Source organism: Acidovorax sp. Root217, assembly GCF_001428645.1.
In the GTDB taxonomy this organism is placed as follows: Bacteria; Pseudomonadota; Gammaproteobacteria; order Burkholderiales; family Burkholderiaceae_C; genus Acidovorax.
The window spans coordinates 42,277-57,533 of the sequence record NZ_LMIH01000044.1 but is presented as its reverse complement, the minus strand read 5'-3'; the positions used below and the strand labels follow the sequence as shown (position 1 = coordinate 57,533).

The following is a 15,257-nucleotide window of genomic DNA, read 5'->3' as shown; positions in this document are numbered from 1 at the left end:
TCTTTGGCGAAGCAAAGAACAAGTACCTCGGCCGCCGGGCCGAGACCCGGCCTCCGCCCTCAACCACAGCACGCAGCAACCACGAAAGCCAAGCCGCAAAACAACGCCCAGACCACCAGACCACTCAAAAGAGGCAAGCACCCAACCCCCAGGCGAAGAAGGCAACAGAGAAGACACCCCGGCCGTACCCTAAGATGGCAGGCGCGGCTGAAAAAGTCGCCCGCCCCCTCCCACCCTGCCCCACCGCCTGGCCAATCTCCACCCTCCATGTCCCTGGACCATGCCAAGCTAGACCAGCTGCTGCAAAACCACCCGGCCTGGCGGCTGCTGCGGTCAGACCACGTGGCACTGGTGGCCAGCTTCCTGCACCGGGTCTTCATCACCCCCAATGTGCGCACCATCGCCCAGGCGGACCTGTGCGAAGCGCTCGAAGACGACCTGTACCTGCTGCGTGAACAGCTGGGGGAGCAGGCATTTCCCAGAACGGCGCTGGAGTACCTGAACGACTGGGCCGGCGTGGACAAGGGCTGGCTGCGCAAGTTCTACCGCGCGGGCTCGGATGCCCCGGTGTTCGACATGACGCCGGCCAGCGAGAAAGCCATTGCCTGGCTGGGCACGCTGACCGAACGCAGCTTTGTGGGCACGGAATCGCGGCTGCTCACCCTGTTCGAGTTGCTGCGCCAGATCAGTACCGGCACGCAGACCGATGTGAACGTGCGCCTGCTGGATCTGCAGCGCCAGCGCGATGCAATCGATGCGGAAATAGCCCGCGTGCTCTCCGGCAACCTGCCGGTGCTGGGCGACACGGCCGTCAAGGAGCGGTTTGCCCAGTTCACGCAGCTGTCACGCGAGCTGCTCGCGGACTTTCGCGAGGTGGAGCAGAACTTTCGCCTGCTGGACCGCACGGTGCGCGAGCGCATCACCCTGTGGCGGGGCTCGCGGGGCGCGTTGCTGGAGGACATTCTGGGCGAGCGCGACGCCATTGCCGACTCCGACCAGGGCCGCAGTTTCCGGGCCTTCTGGGATTTTCTGATGTCCAGCCAGCGCCAGCAGGAGCTGTCGGCGATGCTGGAGCAGGTCTTGCAGCTGGAGGCCGTGGCGGCCATGCAGCCCGACATGCGGGTGCGCCGTGTGCACCACGACTGGATGGAAGCCGGTGAGCACACCCAGCGCACCGTGGCCCTGCTTTCGCAGCAGCTGCGGCGCTTTCTGGACGACCAGTCCTGGCTGGAAAATCGCCGCATCATGGACCTGATGCGCAACATCGAAGGGCATGCGTTGCGGTTGCGCGATGCACCGCCGCAAGGCCCGGCGATGCACCTGGACACCCCGGGCATCGACATCGCCCTGCCTTTTGAACGCCCCTTGCATGCCCCCGGCGTCAAGACACTGATCGCCAGCATCGCCCTGCAGGCCGGAGAGGCCGACATGGACGACGCCGCGCTGTATTCGCAGATCGTCATCGACAAGGCGAAGCTCGCCCAGCAGATCCGCCGCGCCCTGCAGCGGCAGGGACAGATCACCTTGGGCGACCTGTGCCAGGCCCACCCGCTGCAGCACGGCCTGGCCGAACTGATCGCCTACCTGCAGCTGGCCAGCAGCAGCTTCGCCTCTGCCGTGGATGAGACCAGCACCGAAACCATCACCTGGAGCGCCGCGCCTGGCCCTGCCTCTGGCGACCCGCCCAGACTCAAGCGCGCACGCCTGCCGCGGGTCATTTTTGTAAGATAAGCATGCAAGAAGACGCAGAAGATGCCCCGCCCGCACTGCCGACGCACGACCTCTCCACCCTGGTGATCCCGCTGCTCAAGGGGGTCATGTACCAGGAGGGCGACGCCAACTACTGGCATGCCCTGCTGGGGCTGCAGGCGCGGGTGCGCGACTACGTGGGTGTTCTGGGGTTGGCGCTGCACATCGACGAGGCCGAGGGCTTTGCCTACCTGCGGGCGCGCCCGGAGCCGGAAGAACCCACGGCCCCCGTGCCCCGCCTGGTGGCGCGCCGGCCGCTGACCTTCCAGGTCAGCCTCATGCTGGCGCTGCTGCGCAAGAAGCTGCTCGAGTTCGACGCCGTGGGAGGGGACACCCGGCTGGTTCTGTCCCGCGACGAGCTGGTGGAGATGGTGCGCGTGTTCCTGCCCCAGCACAGCAACGAAGCGCGCCTGATCGACCAGATCGACACGCACCTGAACAAGGTCGTCGAACTGGGCTTCCTGCGCCGCCACAAAAGCCCCGTCGGCGGCCAGAGCGCCGTGTACGAGGTGCGGCGCATCCTCAAGGCCTTCGTGGATGCGCAGTGGCTGGGTGAATTCGACGAGCGCCTGGCCGCCTACCAGGCGCAGCTGGCAAGCGCCCCCATGCAAACGGCAGAGGCCCCCGATGAATGACCTGCACGCGCAGCACAGCGCAGAGCAAGCCGGCGACGTGCCTCCAGGCGTTCGGCTGCAGCGGTTCGAGGTCTTCAACTGGGGCACCTTCGATGGCCACGTCTGGAGCCTGCACCCCGGCGGCAAGAACGCCTTGCTCACCGGAGACATCGGCTCCGGCAAATCGACGCTGGTGGACGCCATCACCACGCTGCTGGTCCCGGCGCAGCGCATCGCCTACAACAAGGCCGCTGGCGCACAGGGCAAAGAGCGGTCCCTGCGGTCCTACGTGCTGGGCCACTACAAGTCCGAGCGCAACGAGGCCAGCGGCAGCGCCAAGCCGGTCGCGCTGCGCGACACCGGCACGTATTCCGTCATCCTCGGGGTGTTCCACAACGCCGCCTATGGGCACACGGTGACACTGGCGCAGGTGTTCTGGATGAAGGAGCCGCACGGCCAGCCAGCGCGCTTTTACGTGTGCGCCGAGAGCGCGCTGTCCATCACAAGCGATTTTTCCGACTTTGGCAGCGACATCGGCGCCCTGCGCAAGAAGCTGCGCGCCAGGGGCGCCACGCTGCACGAGAGCTTTCCGCCCTACAGCGCCTGGTTTCGCCGGCGCTTCGGCATCGACAACGAGCAGGCGCTGGAGCTTTTCCACCAGACCGTCTCGATGAAGTCCGTGGGCAATCTGACGGGGTTCGTGCGCAGCCACATGCTGGAGCCATTCGACATGGCACCGCCCATTGCGGCACTGATCGGCCACTTCGATGACCTGAGCCGCGCCCATGCCGCCGTGCTCAAAGCGCACAAGCAGGTGGAACTGCTCACTCCCCTGGTGGAGGATTGCGGGCGCCACGATGCGCAGACCGCACACAGCGAGGGCCTGCGGGAATGCCGCGATGCACTCAAGCCCTGGTTTGCCCAGCACAAGCTGGTGCTGCTGGAAGAACGCATTGCCAACCTCGATGACGAGTGGGAGAGCCATGACGGGCGGGTTCAGCGCCTGCAAGGCCAGCGCTCGGCCAAGCAGGCCCTGGAGGGCGAGTTGCGCCGCAGCATGGCGGACAACGGCGGCGACCGGCTGGAGCAACTGGCGCAGGAGATTGCCGACAAAGAGGACCAGGCGCAACGGCGCAAGGCCAAGGCCGACAGCTACAACGAACTGGCACGCGCCGCAGGCCTGCTGAGCATGGGCAGCGCCGCCGACTTTCTGGCACAGCGGCAAAGCCTGGCCGGCATGCAGCAACTGGCGCAGGACCGAGAGGCAGCCCTGCAGAACGGCCAGATCGAGGATGAAGTCGCCATGGCCGAAGGGCGGCGCACCCATGAGAAATTGCTCGGCGAGATCGCCAGCCTGAAGGCCCGGCGCAACAACATTCCGGCCCACCACATCGCGTTGCGCCACCAGCTGTGCGAGGCCCTGGGCCTGCCAGCGCGGGCGCTGCCGTTCGCAGGCGAACTGCTGCAGGTGCACGAAACCGAGCGCGACTGGGAAGGCGCGGCAGAGCGACTGCTCGGAGGCTTCGGCCTGTCGCTGCTGGTCTCGGACAGCCACTACGCTGCCGTGTCCGAGTGGGTGGATGCCACCCACCTCAAGGGGCGGCTGGTGTACTACCGCATCCGCGCCGGGCAACGCAGCGACATGCCTGCGCTGCACCGCGAGTCCCTGGTCCACAAGCTGCAGATCCACCCCGACACACCGTTCTACGACTGGCTGGAGCGCGAGCTGGCACACCGGTTCGACGTGGCCTGCTGCACCACGCCCGAACAGTTCCGCCGGGAAGCGCACGCCCTGACACGCACCGGGCAGATCAAGTCCCGGGGCGAACGCCATGAGAAGGACGACCGCCACCGCCTGGATGACCGCAGCCGCTACGTGCTGGGCTGGGAGAACACGGGCAAGGTCAGCGCGCTGCAGGCCCAGGCCCGGCAGCTCGAAAACCAGCTGGGCGACGTCGGCCAGCGCATTGCGCAGCGGCAGCTGGAGCAGCAGGCACTGAAGCTGCAGATGCGCAACCTCACGCAGCTGGATGTGTATGCCGATTTTCGCGATCTGGACTGGCAGCCGCTGGTGGCCGACATCGCCAGGCTGCAGCACGAGCAGCTGGCCCTGCGCGCGGCCTCCGACCTGCTGCGGCACCTGGGAGAGCAGCGCGATGCGGTGCTCCAAGAGCTGAAGAAGATCGAGGCCGACATGGACCACCAGCGCGATGCCCGCGCCAGGACCGAGCAGCGGCGCTCCGACGCCCAGGCACTGCGCAGCCAGACCCAGGCCTTGCTGGCGGAGCACCCGCTGTCCGGCGACGCGCACCTGCCGGCGCAACTGGAGGCGCTGCGCGCACAGGCACAGCTTGACCAGCGCCTGACACTGGAGTCCTGCGACGCACGTGAGCGCGACCTGCGCGACTGGCTGCAAAAGAAGATCGATGCCGAGGATCTGCAGCTCAAGCGCCTGCGCGAACGCATCATCCGCGACATGTCGGCCTACAAGAACACCTACCCCCTCGAAACGCAGGAGGTGGACGCCAGCATCGAGGCCAGCCACGAGTACCGGACGATGCTGGACAACCTGCGTGCCGATGACCTGCCGCGCTTCGAGGCCACGTTCAAGAACTTGCTCAACGAGAACACCATCCATGAGGTGGCCATGTTCCTGTCGATGCTGGAGAGGGAGCGGGGAACAATTCTGGACCGCATCGGCCGCATCAACACATCGCTCACGCAGATCGACTACAACCCCGGCCGCACCATCCGCCTGGAGGCGCAGACGGCGCCGGACGTGGACATACGCGACTTTCGCAACGACCTGCGCGCCTGCACCGAAGGCGGCATCACGGGCTCGGACGATGCGCAGTATTCGGAGGCCAAGTTTCTGCAGGTGCAGCGCATCATCGAACGCCTGCGGGGGCGGGAGGGTACGGGCGAGGCAGACCGGCGCTGGGCCGCCAAGGTCACCGACGTGCGCAACTGGTTCGTCTTTGCCGCCAGCGAGCGCTGGCGCGAGGACGACAGCGAGCACGAGCACTACTCCGACTCTGGCGGCAAGTCCGGCGGGCAAAAGGAAAAGCTGGCCTACACCATCCTGGCGGCCAGCCTGGCCTACCAGTTCGGGCTGCAATGGGGCGCTGCGCGCTCGCCCCGGTTCCACTTCGTCATGATCGACGAGGCCTTCGGGCGGGGCTCGGACGAATCCGCGCAGTACGGCCTGCAGCTGTTCGCGCAGCTGCAACTGCAGCTGCTGGTGATCACCCCGCTGCAGAAAATCCACACCATCGAACCCTTCGTCTCCAGCGTGGGCTTCGTGCACAACGCGGATGGCCGGTCCTCGCAACTGCGCAACCTGTCCATCGAGGAATATCGGGCCTCCCGCCCGGAGGCGGGTGAATGAACTGGAGCCGCCCCGACGATCTGCTGGCGCAGCTCCAGAGGCTCTGGGACCGCGGCGACCTGCTGGCCAGCATCGTGCCAGCCGAGTCGCACGCATTGCAGCCTGCCCCGCTTTTCCCGCGCCGCCTGTCGCTGCGCAGCCCCAGTTCGGGCGACATCGCCGACCAGTTTGCCAGCGTGCGCGCCTGGGTGGCGCAAATCAGGGCGCTACCCCATTGCCGCGTGGAGATGCGCAGCTTTCGCCACCGCCTTTTCGGCACCAACGAAGTTCCAGACCAGATCTGGGTGGACAGCCTGGACGACGCCATGGCCTGGCTGGGAAAGCGCCGCGACCTGGCGCATTTCAACGCCCTGGTGGAAACCACCCGGCAACAACAGCCCCTGTTGCTCCCATGGCTGGCGCAGCGCCCCCTGCAGGCGCTGGCGCTGACGCACGACTGGCAGCGCCTGCTGGACGTGGTGCAGTGGCTGCAGCAGCACCCTCGCCCCGGCATCTATGCACGGCAGATCGATGTGGCGGGCGTGCACAGCAAGTTTGTCGAAGCACACCGCACGGTGCTGGCCGACCTGCTGGACCTGGCGCTGCCCGAGGACGCCATCGACCGGGGTGCATCGGGGGCAGGCCTGTTCGAGGAGCGCTACGGCCTGCTGCGAAAGCCTCTGCGCATTCGCCTGCGCCTGCTGGACCCCGCCCTGCTTGCAGGGCCTTGGGGCCAGGACGTGACCCTGGACGCAGGGCCCTTCGCCCAGCTGCCCCTGGCGGGCGCGCGCGTGTTCATGACCGAGAACGAAACCAACTTCCTGACCTTGCCAGCGCACCCGCGCAGCCTGGTGGTTTTTGGCGCCGGGTATGGGTTTGACGTGCTGCGGCAGGCGCAATGGCTGGCCCACTGCCCCCTGCACTACTGGGGCGACATCGATACCCACGGTTTCGCCATACTCGACCAGTTGCGCCACCAATGGCCCCATGCCCAGTCATTTCTGATGGACAAGGGCACCTTGCAGGCCCATGCGCCGCTATGGGGCCAGGAAAACCAGCCCACCCGGCGCGAGCTGCCCCGCCTGACAGAGGCCGAAGCAGCCCTGTACGACGACTTGCGCGACAACCGGCTGCAAGCCAACCTGCGGCTGGAGCAGGAGCACGTGGGATTTGGGTGGGTGCAGGCGGCGCTGCAGCGGCTGCAGGACTGATCCGCAGCCGCCGCTGGATCAGCTCAGCCCAGCCCCTCGACCGCCATGTACTGTTCGAGCCAGGGCTCGAACGGCAGCGTATCCGCTGCCTCGATGGCCTTCTGCGCGGCGATGGACTCGTCGGCCAACGCCAGGTAGCGCGCCTGCTGCGCATCGCTCCAGGGCAGGGCCAGCAGCGTGTTCTGCGCCTTGGCCGATTGCTGGAAGGCAAAGCGCTCGAAATTGCTCTCGTGGTCCTGCACGATGCTGGCCAGCACGCGGGCAGAGGGGGTGCGGTCCGGCGCCTCCATCAGCGCCCGGGCGTCGCGCAGGGCATCGCTGTAGTCCGTGGTGCCGTGCGTGGCATCGAGCGCGGCGGCCAGCGGCTCGCACTCGGCCAGCACCTCGGCGCCCCAGGTGCTCAGCGGCACGGCCTGGCCGGCGCGGTGCAGCAGCAGGCCCGGCTCGCGGCCGCGCTCGGCCGTGAGGTGCTGGTTCTGCTGGAGCTCGGCAATCTCTTCGGGCGTGTCGGGCGGGCTGTCGGACAGCAGGCAGTGCAGCAAAAACACGTCCAGCAGGCGCATGGTCGACGCCGTGATGCCCACGGACACGAAGGGGTCCAGGTCCATCAGGCGCACTTCGACGTATTCCACGCCGCGCTCGCGCAGGGCATGCAGCGGGCGCTCGCCCGTGTGCACGGTGCGCTTGGGGCGGATGGTGCCGTAGAACTCGTTCTCGATCTGCAGCAGGCTGGTGCCCAGTTGGTTGTAGTCGCCGCCCGGGTTGCGCACGCCCACCGTCTCGTAGGCGGGGTAGGGCTTGGTCAGCGCCTCGTGCAGCGAGTTGGCGTAGCCTGCCAGGCCGTTGTAGCTCACGGCCAGCGTGGCCTGGGCGTCGCTCTGGTAGCCCAGGCGCCCCATGCGCAGCGAGGTGGCGTGCGGCAGGTACATGGCCTGGCCCTTGTCGCCCAGCGGCAGCAGCCGGTGGTCGCGCCCCTGCACGAAGCACGGGCACAGCGCGGGCGATGCACCGAACAGGTACAGCAGCACGAAGGCATGCCGGCGGAAATTACGGATCAGCGCGAAGTAGTCATCGCTGCCCACGCCGGGCAACGACCAGTTGTAGTGGATGCCCGAAATGGTCTGCATGCGCCGGCCGTAGCGGTGGCCCAGGCCCATGCGGTAGACGCTCTTGGCACGGCCCACGTTGGAGCTGCCGTAGCGGCCGATGGGAATCGTCTCGTCGGTGGGCAGGCCGCAGGGCATGCTCGACGCCCACAGCAGCTCGCCGCCCTGCGCCTGCAGCGCGCGGTGCACGAACTGGTGCACCTCGGCCAGCTCGTTAAGGCACTCGTCCACGCCCTTGCGCGCACCGGTGATCAGCTCCAGCTGCGATTCGCTGTAGTCGGTGGTGATCAAGGGGTGCGTGAGTGCCGAACCCAGCGCCGCCGGGTGCGGCGTGAGGGCCAGCCCCCCGCTGGGCAGCACGCGCAGTCCCTCTTTTTCGATGCCGCGGCGTATCCCTGCCAGGGCATCGGCGGGGTAGGCGGTCAGTCGTTCCTGCAAAGTTCTCATATCTTTATTACCGATCTCGTGTCGGCCCGGAACTTAGCACGGCGCACGATTGCGCGTGTGGACCTGGCTTAAACCCTGGCCGCCAAGGCCTTGCTCACCTCGTTGGTTCCCTGCGCTGCGCCGCTTTGTGGTACTTGCTCGCCAGCGCGCTCGGTCACTTCCGACAGGCGTGCGGCCAGTTGCTCAGGGGTGTCCGCGCCAATGCCTAGGTGAATACCCTGAGTCAGCGTGATGTGCGCAGCCTCGAAGGTGCCTGCGCCCGCACACAGGATGGTGCGCGTGGGCGCGCTTTCATGGGCCAGCACCAGCATGGCGGGCACCACGGCCTCGGGTTTCAGGGCGTCGAGCACCTCCTGCGGCATCAGGCCCTCGGTCATGCGCGTGGCGGCCGTAGGCGCCAGGGCGTTCACATGGATGTGGTACTTGGCACCCTCGATGGCCAGGGTCTGCATCAGCCCGACCTGCGCCAGCTTGGCGGCGCCGTAGTTGGACTGGCCGAAGTTGCCGTACAGGCCGGTGGAGGAGGTCGTCATCACGATGCGCCCGTACTGCTGGGCCACCATGTGCGGCCACACCGCCTTGCAGCAGTGGGCTGCGCCCATGAGGTGCACGTCCACCACCAGGCGAAAGTCGTCCATCTCCATCTTGCTGAACGACTTGTCGCGCAGGATGCCGGCGTTGTTCACCAAAATGTCGACCCGGCCCCAGGCGTCGATGGCCTGCTGCACCATGGCCTGCACGGCCGCATAGTCGGTGACCGAGGCACCGTTGGCAATCGCCTCGCCACCGGCCGCGATGATCTCGTCGACCACGGCCTGCGCCGCGCCCACCGAGCCGCCCTTGCCATCCAGCGCCCCGCCCAGGTCATTGACCAGCACCTTGGCGCCGCGCGCCGCCAGTGCCAGCGCATGCTGGCGGCCCAGGCCGCCACCGGCGCCCGTGACGATGGCCACACGGCCCTTGAAATCGATACCCATGGTCAATGTTCTCCTGTGGTGGTTTTGAAAAGGCGGTTGGAACCGCAGCGACTTTAAGCCACATCGCGAACCCACGCGGTACCGCGCGCGACCGGCAGTGCACGGCACTCCCGGTGCAGGCAAAATCGCAGCTGGCGCCCCCGCAAACCGCACGGACGCCGGGCACTTGCGCCCCCCCTCTTTCCCTTATCGAAGGATTTCCCCATGAAAGCAACCTGGAACGGCGTGGTCATTGCCGAAAGCGACGACACCGTGGTGGTCGAAGGCAACCACTACTTCCCCGACGCATCGCTCAAGCGCGAGTACGTCACCTTCAGCAACCACAAGACCACCTGCGCGTGGAAGGGCCAGGCCAGCTACCTCTCGCTGCTGGTCAACGGCGAAATGAACACCGACGCCGCCTGGTTCTACGCCGATCCCAAGCCCGAGGCCGACGAGATCCGCGGCCGTGTCGCCTTCTGGAAGGGCGTGAAGATCGAGGCCTGACGCACGCGGCAGTTATCCCTGCCCGCACTGGACAATCATGTGGATAAGTTTTGGCAAGCCCTGTATGGCCATGCCAAGTGATTGATTCACAAGGGATATCACTGCACCGCCCGTTTTTTGGGCAGCCTGGCCTGGCGCCTGCCCAGGGTTATCCCTGATGGCACTGGACAATCGTGTGGATAACTAAGGACAAGCCGTGTATGGCCGATGCAAGTGCTTGATCTACAACGAAAACCCACCCGCCGCCCATTTTTTGGGCAGCGACCGGCAGGCCAAAACCTGCGGTTATCCCTGCCTGCGCTGGACAATCATGTGGATAAGTTTGGGCAAGCCGTGTATGGGCGATCCAAGCCATTGATTCACAACGAAAATGAATGCAGTGCTCATTTTTTAGGCAGAAGGTGCCCGGTTATCCCTGCCCGCACTGGACAATCATGGGGATAACTTTGGACAAGCCCTGTATGGCCGCGCCAAGTGCTTGATTTGCAAGGAATATCACTGCATTGATGAAAATTTGGGCACTCTGGCAAAGACCCTGCCAAGCCCACTTTGCTTTCAATTTGATAGCATCGCGCCCCGTACTTTGTCCACATCCATGACCTCTCCCGCCCTCCCCTGCAGTCCCGCTTCCGAACGCAACCAAGCGCCTATCCTGGCCTTGCTGCGCGGCCTGGTTCCCGACACCGGCACGGCGCTGGAGATCGCCAGCGGCACGGGCCAGCACGTGGCCTTCTTCGGCTCCGCCCTGCCCGGCTGGACCTGGCAGCCCACGGACCTGAAGGACGAGCTGTTCTTCGCCATCGCCGGCTGGGCCCTGCAGGCCGGCGCCACCAACGTGCGCCCCGCCGTGCGCCTGGACGTGCGCTCTGCCACCTGGCCCGATGGTGCGGCCCCCTTTGCCCAGCCCTTCGACCTGATTTATTGCGCCAATATGCTGCACATCGCCCCCTGGGCCTGCTGTGCGGGCCTCATGCAGGGTGCAGCGCGGCATCTGACGCCGGGCGGCCGGCTGGTCACCTACGGGCCCTACATCGAAGACGGCGTGCCCACCTCACCGGGCAACCAGGGCTTCGACGCCACCCTGCGTGCACAGAACCCCGACTGGGGCATCCGCAACCGCGCCGATGTGGAGCGCGAAGCCGCCGCCGCCGGCCTGCAACTGGCCGAGCGCCACGCCCTGCCCGCCAACAACCTCTTGCTGGTGTGGCAACGCACGCCCGCCAGCGCCTGACCTGCACGCACACCTGCATACGCCATGACGAACCCCGCCAGCCCCTTCTTCACCGCCCGCATCGAGCCCGATGGTGCCCAGTGCGATGCCTGGCCCGAGCAGCCCCTGCTCGTCTCCATCGAGCAGGGCGGCATCGATTGGCCCAGCTCCTGCCGCAACGGCACCTGCCGTACCTGCATCGGGCAGTTGGTGGAGGGGCGTGTGCGCTACGACATCGAATGGCCCGGCCTGTCGCCCGAGGAAAAGGCAGAAGGTTGCGTGCTGCCTTGCGTGGCCTACCCTGAGTCAGACGTGGTGATCCAGGGCAGCATGATCTGACCCGGCGCAAGACTTCCTGCATGCGCTCTGCTGCCGGGTGCATTAAAATCCATGCCTTGTGGGGCAATATGCCCCTTCGACGTGCGGCAGCGCCGCATCGCATGTTCTTTGGGCGGTTTCTTGGAGGTGTATGCCGTATGGCGACCTCCGGCCACGGGAACCTGCGCTGCGCACACTCGCCAGACGTCCCCACAGAAAGCCCAAGCCTTCCATGAACTCTCCCCTCACCCCCGTGCCGATCTCGCCCGTCGAGGACATCGTGGCCGAGATGCGCGCCGGCCGCATCGTCATCCTGGTGGATGAAGAAGACCGTGAAAACGAAGGCGACCTGGTGCTGGCCGCCGACCACGTGACGCCCGAGGCGATCAACTTCATGGCCCGCTTCGGCCGCGGCCTGATCTGCCTGACGCTGAGCCGCGAGCGCTGCGAGCGCCTGCGCCTGCCGCCCATGGTCACGCGCAATGGCACCAAGCACGCCACGGCGTTCACCGTCTCCATCGAAGCCGCCGAGGGCGTGACCACCGGCATCTCTGCCGCCGATCGCTCGCGCACCGTGCAGGCCGCCGTGGCGCCCAATGCACGCGCAGAAGACCTGGTGCAGCCCGGCCACATCTTCCCGCTGCAGGCGGTGGACGGCGGCGTGCTCATGCGCGCCGGCCACACCGAAGCCGGCTGCGACCTGGCCGTGATGGCCGGCTGCAGCCCTGCCTCGGTGATCTGCGAGATCATGAAGGACGACGGCACCATGGCCCGCCTGCCCGATCTGCAGCTCTTCGCGGCCGAGCACGGCCTGAAGATCGGCACCATCGCCGACCTGATCGAATACCGCAGCCGCAACGAGACGCTGGTTGAGAAGGTCGGCACGCGCACGCTGCAGACCGCCGCCGGCGAGTTCACCGTGCACGCCTTTCGCGACCAACCCAGCCAGGCCGTGCACCTGGCGCTGGTCAAGGGCCAGTGGGGCGCCGACGACGTGGTGCCCGTGCGCGTGCACGAGCCGCTGTCGGTGTTCGATGCGCTCGAAGTGAACCGCTCCATGCACTCCTGGGGCCTCGATTCGAGCCTGCAGTACCTGGCAGCCCAGGGCAAGGGCGTGGCCGTGCTGCTCAACTGCGGCGAGACAGCAGAGCAACTGCTCGAACAGTTCGAAGGCACGGCGCGCGCCGCCCAGGCCCCCGAGCGCGGCCGCATGGACCTGCGCACCTACGGTGTGGGCGCGCAGATCCTGCGCGAGTGCGGCGTGCACAAGATGCAACTCATGGGCCAGCCCCGCCGCATGCCCAGCATGGCCGGCTATGGCCTCGAAATCACCGGCTTCATCCCCAAGGAATAAAAGACTATGTTTGGCGCAGAAAAAGGAAGCTCGGACCGCCTGGACGGCAAGAAGCTGCACATCGGCATCGTGCAGGCCCGTTTCAACGAGGGCATCACCAACGCCCTGGCAGCGGCATGCCGTGCCGAACTGCTGGCCCTGGGCGTGCAGGAAAAGCACATCACCCACGTGCGGGTGCCCGGCGCCCTCGAAGTGCCCGTGGCATTGCAGGCCCTGTGCGAAGCCGACGAGTACGACGCGCTGATCGCCCTCGGGTGCATCATCCGCGGTGAGACCTACCACTTCGAGCTGGTGGCCAATGAATCGGGCGCGGGCGTCACGCGCCTGTCGCTCGACTACCAGATCCCGATTGCCAACGCCATCATCACCACCGAAAACCTCGAGCAGGCGATTGCGCGCCAGACCGAGAAAGGCACGGACGCCGCCCGCGTCGCCGTGGAGATGGCCAACCTGCTGGAAGACCTGTCATGAGCGATAACAACAACCACAACAGCGACGACGCCACCACCGCCGGCAACAGCCACCCCTCGACCCGCCCGCCCAAGCAGGCGCGCACCGGCCTCAAGAGCACCGGCGTGCGCAAGGCCGCCTCCAAGTCCAACCGCAGCCGCGCACGCGAATTCGCGCTGCAGGCGCTGTACCAACACCTGGTGGGCGGCAATGCGCCCGAGGCCATCGACGCATTTACCCGCGACCTGGCCGGCTTTCACAAGGCCGACTCGGTGCACTACGACGCGCTGCTGCACGGCTCCATCAAGCTGGCCGCCGAGATGGACGAACTGATCACCCCGCTGCTGGACCGCAAGATGGCCGAGATCTCGCCCATCGAGCATGCCGTGATGTGGATCGGCGTGTACGAGTTCCAGCACTGCCTGGATGTGCCATGGCGCGTGGTGCTCAACGAGTGCATCGAGCTGGCCAAGGAGTTTGGCGGCACTGACGGCCACAAGTACGTGAACGCCGTGCTCAACGGCCTGGCCCCGCGCCTGCGCGCGGCGGAAGTTGCGGCCGACAAGGCCTCGGGCGCCACCACGGCGCCTGCCGCAGCATCGGCACCTGAAGCCGCTGCAGCAGCCGACGACAGCGCAGAGGGCTGACAGCCCCCTGCCCCGGGCCGCCGCCATGGTGCGCAGCCCGCGGCCCCTCCCCCCTTCTCCCCGCGCCAGCCACCCCCTGCCCCGCCAGCAGGACCAGGACCCATGCCAATGAAGTTCTCCTCCCGCGCTGAGCGCATCGAACCGTTTTACGTGATGGAAGTGGCCAAGGCTGCGCAGGCCATGGCACGCGAAGTGGCCGGCACGCGCGAGCCGATGATCTTTTTGAACATCGGCGAGCCCGACTTCACCGCCCCGCCCCTGGTGCAGGAGGCCGCCGCCCGCGCCGTGCGCGACGGCGCCACCCAGTACACCAATGCACTGGGCCTGGAGCCCTTGCGCGAGCGCATCAGCGCCTGGTATGCGCAGCGCTTCGGCGTGAACGTGCCGGCCCGGCACATCGTGGTCACGGCCGGCGCATCGGCCGCGCTGCAACTGGCCTGCCTGGCGCTCATCGAGTCGGGCGACGAGATCCTGATGCCCGACCCGAGCTACCCCTGCAACCGCCACTTCGTGAGCGCCGCAGACGGCAAGGCCGTGCTCGTGCCCACCACCGCGGCCGAGCGCTACCAGCTCAGCGCCGAGAAGGTGCGCGCCGCCTGGACCGCCAGGACCCGCGGCGTGCTGCTGGCCTCGCCATCGAACCCCACGGGCACGTCCATCGCGCCCGATGAGCTGCGCCGCATCCACGACGTGGTGCGCGGGCACGACGGCATCACGCTGATCGACGAGATCTATCTGGGCCTGTCGTACGAAGAAGAATTCGGCCACACGGCGCTGGCCATCGACGACCAGATCGTGAGCATCAACAGCTTCAGCAAGTACTTCAACATGACCGGCTGGCGCCTGGGCTGGATGGTGGTGCCCGAGGCCATGGTGCCCGTGGTCGAGCGCCTGGCGCAGAATCTGTTCATCTGCGCGAGCACGGTGTCGCAGCATGCGGCGCTGGCCTGCTTCGAGGCCGAGAGCATTGCAGAGTACGAGCGGCGGCGGGCGGAGTTCAAGGCGCGGCGCGATTTCTTCATTCCCGCCTTGCAGTCCATGGGGCTGTCGGTTCCTGTCATGCCCGATGGCGCGTTCTATGCCTGGGCGGATTGCTCCGAGGCTGCTTTGCGGCTGGGTGTGAATGGGAGTTGGGATTTTGCGTTTGAGGTGATGAAGCGGGCGCACGTGGCGGTGACGCCTGGGCGGGACTTCGGGACTGCGGAGACGGAGAGGTTTGTGCGGTTCTCTACTGCGAATTCGATGGCGCAGTTGGAGGAGTCTGTAGCTCGGTTGCGTCGTTTGCTGGGGTGATCTGCTTAGTGGTTGCTTCTGTTCTCTT

13 protein-coding genes are annotated in these 15,257 nt (G+C 66.7%); 11 read left to right on the top strand and 2 right to left on the bottom strand.

What is annotated here, in order from left to right:
* Positions 1-267 precede the first annotated feature (267 nt).
* Genes ASE31_RS29600 through ASE31_RS29585 form a run of 4 tightly spaced genes read left to right on the top strand, consistent with a single transcriptional unit; the run spans position 268 to position 6,941 of the window.
* A complete protein-coding gene (locus ASE31_RS29600; protein ID WP_057206656.1) occupies positions 268-1,731 on the top strand; it encodes a DUF3375 domain-containing protein in 1,464 nt (487 codons plus the stop codon).
* Positions 1,732-1,733: 2 nt separating this feature from the next.
* The gene (locus ASE31_RS29595; RefSeq protein ID WP_057206655.1) at positions 1,734-2,384 is read left to right on the top strand and encodes a DUF4194 domain-containing protein; all 651 of its coding nucleotides are present in this window, start codon (positions 1,734-1,736) and stop codon (positions 2,382-2,384) included.
* Positions 2,377-5,751: an ATP-binding protein gene (locus tag ASE31_RS29590; protein WP_057206653.1), complete on the top strand. Its 3,375-nt coding sequence runs from the start codon at positions 2,377-2,379 to the stop codon at positions 5,749-5,751. Before ASE31_RS29595 ends, ASE31_RS29590 begins: the two co-directional genes overlap by 8 nt.
* Complete coding sequence (locus ASE31_RS29585; protein WP_057206651.1) at positions 5,748-6,941, top strand: Wadjet anti-phage system protein JetD domain-containing protein; 1,194 nt, start codon at positions 5,748-5,750, stop codon at positions 6,939-6,941. Before ASE31_RS29590 ends, ASE31_RS29585 begins: the two co-directional genes overlap by 4 nt.
* Positions 6,942-6,964: 23 nt before the next feature.
* On the opposite strand, the gene gshA is transcribed toward ASE31_RS29585, so the two are convergent.
* Both gshA and ASE31_RS29575 read right to left on the bottom strand, forming a co-directional pair.
* Positions 6,965-8,494, bottom strand: coding sequence for a glutamate--cysteine ligase (gshA, locus tag ASE31_RS29580; RefSeq protein WP_057206650.1), 1,530 nt, complete (start codon positions 8,492-8,494; stop codon positions 6,965-6,967).
* A gap of 68 nt (positions 8,495-8,562) precedes the next feature.
* Entirely contained in the window at positions 8,563-9,471 is a 909-nt protein-coding gene (locus ASE31_RS29575; RefSeq protein WP_057206648.1) for an SDR family NAD(P)-dependent oxidoreductase, read from the bottom strand.
* Positions 9,472-9,675: 204 nt separating this feature from the next.
* On the opposite strand from ASE31_RS29575, the gene ASE31_RS29570 reads away from it, so the two are divergent.
* From ASE31_RS29570 to ASE31_RS29540, 7 genes are all read left to right on the top strand, one after another.
* Entirely contained in the window at positions 9,676-9,957 is a 282-nt protein-coding gene (locus ASE31_RS29570) for a DUF427 domain-containing protein (protein WP_057206646.1), read from the top strand.
* 595 nt (positions 9,958-10,552) lie between these two features.
* Positions 10,553-11,188 (top strand): DUF938 domain-containing protein, encoded by a 636-nt coding sequence (locus ASE31_RS29565; protein WP_057206643.1) that lies wholly within the window; start codon positions 10,553-10,555, stop codon positions 11,186-11,188.
* A 24-nt stretch (positions 11,189-11,212) separates the two neighbouring features.
* A complete protein-coding gene (locus ASE31_RS29560; RefSeq protein ID WP_057206641.1) occupies positions 11,213-11,506 on the top strand; it encodes a 2Fe-2S iron-sulfur cluster-binding protein in 294 nt (97 codons plus the stop codon).
* Positions 11,507-11,717: 211 nt separating this feature from the next.
* Positions 11,718-12,839: a bifunctional 3,4-dihydroxy-2-butanone-4-phosphate synthase/GTP cyclohydrolase II gene (gene ribBA / locus ASE31_RS29555; RefSeq protein WP_057206640.1), complete on the top strand. Its 1,122-nt coding sequence runs from the start codon at positions 11,718-11,720 to the stop codon at positions 12,837-12,839.
* Between the two features lie 6 nt (positions 12,840-12,845).
* A complete protein-coding gene (gene ribH, locus ASE31_RS29550; protein WP_057206638.1) occupies positions 12,846-13,310 on the top strand; it encodes a 6,7-dimethyl-8-ribityllumazine synthase in 465 nt (154 codons plus the stop codon).
* Positions 13,307-13,936 (top strand): transcription antitermination factor NusB, encoded by a 630-nt coding sequence (gene nusB, locus ASE31_RS29545; RefSeq protein ID WP_057206636.1) that lies wholly within the window; start codon positions 13,307-13,309, stop codon positions 13,934-13,936. The genes ribH and nusB overlap by 4 nt, the downstream gene beginning before the upstream one ends.
* Before the next feature lie 108 nt (positions 13,937-14,044).
* Entirely contained in the window at positions 14,045-15,229 is a 1,185-nt protein-coding gene (locus tag ASE31_RS29540; RefSeq protein ID WP_057206634.1) for a pyridoxal phosphate-dependent aminotransferase, read from the top strand.
* Positions 15,230-15,257: the final 28 nt, after the last annotated feature.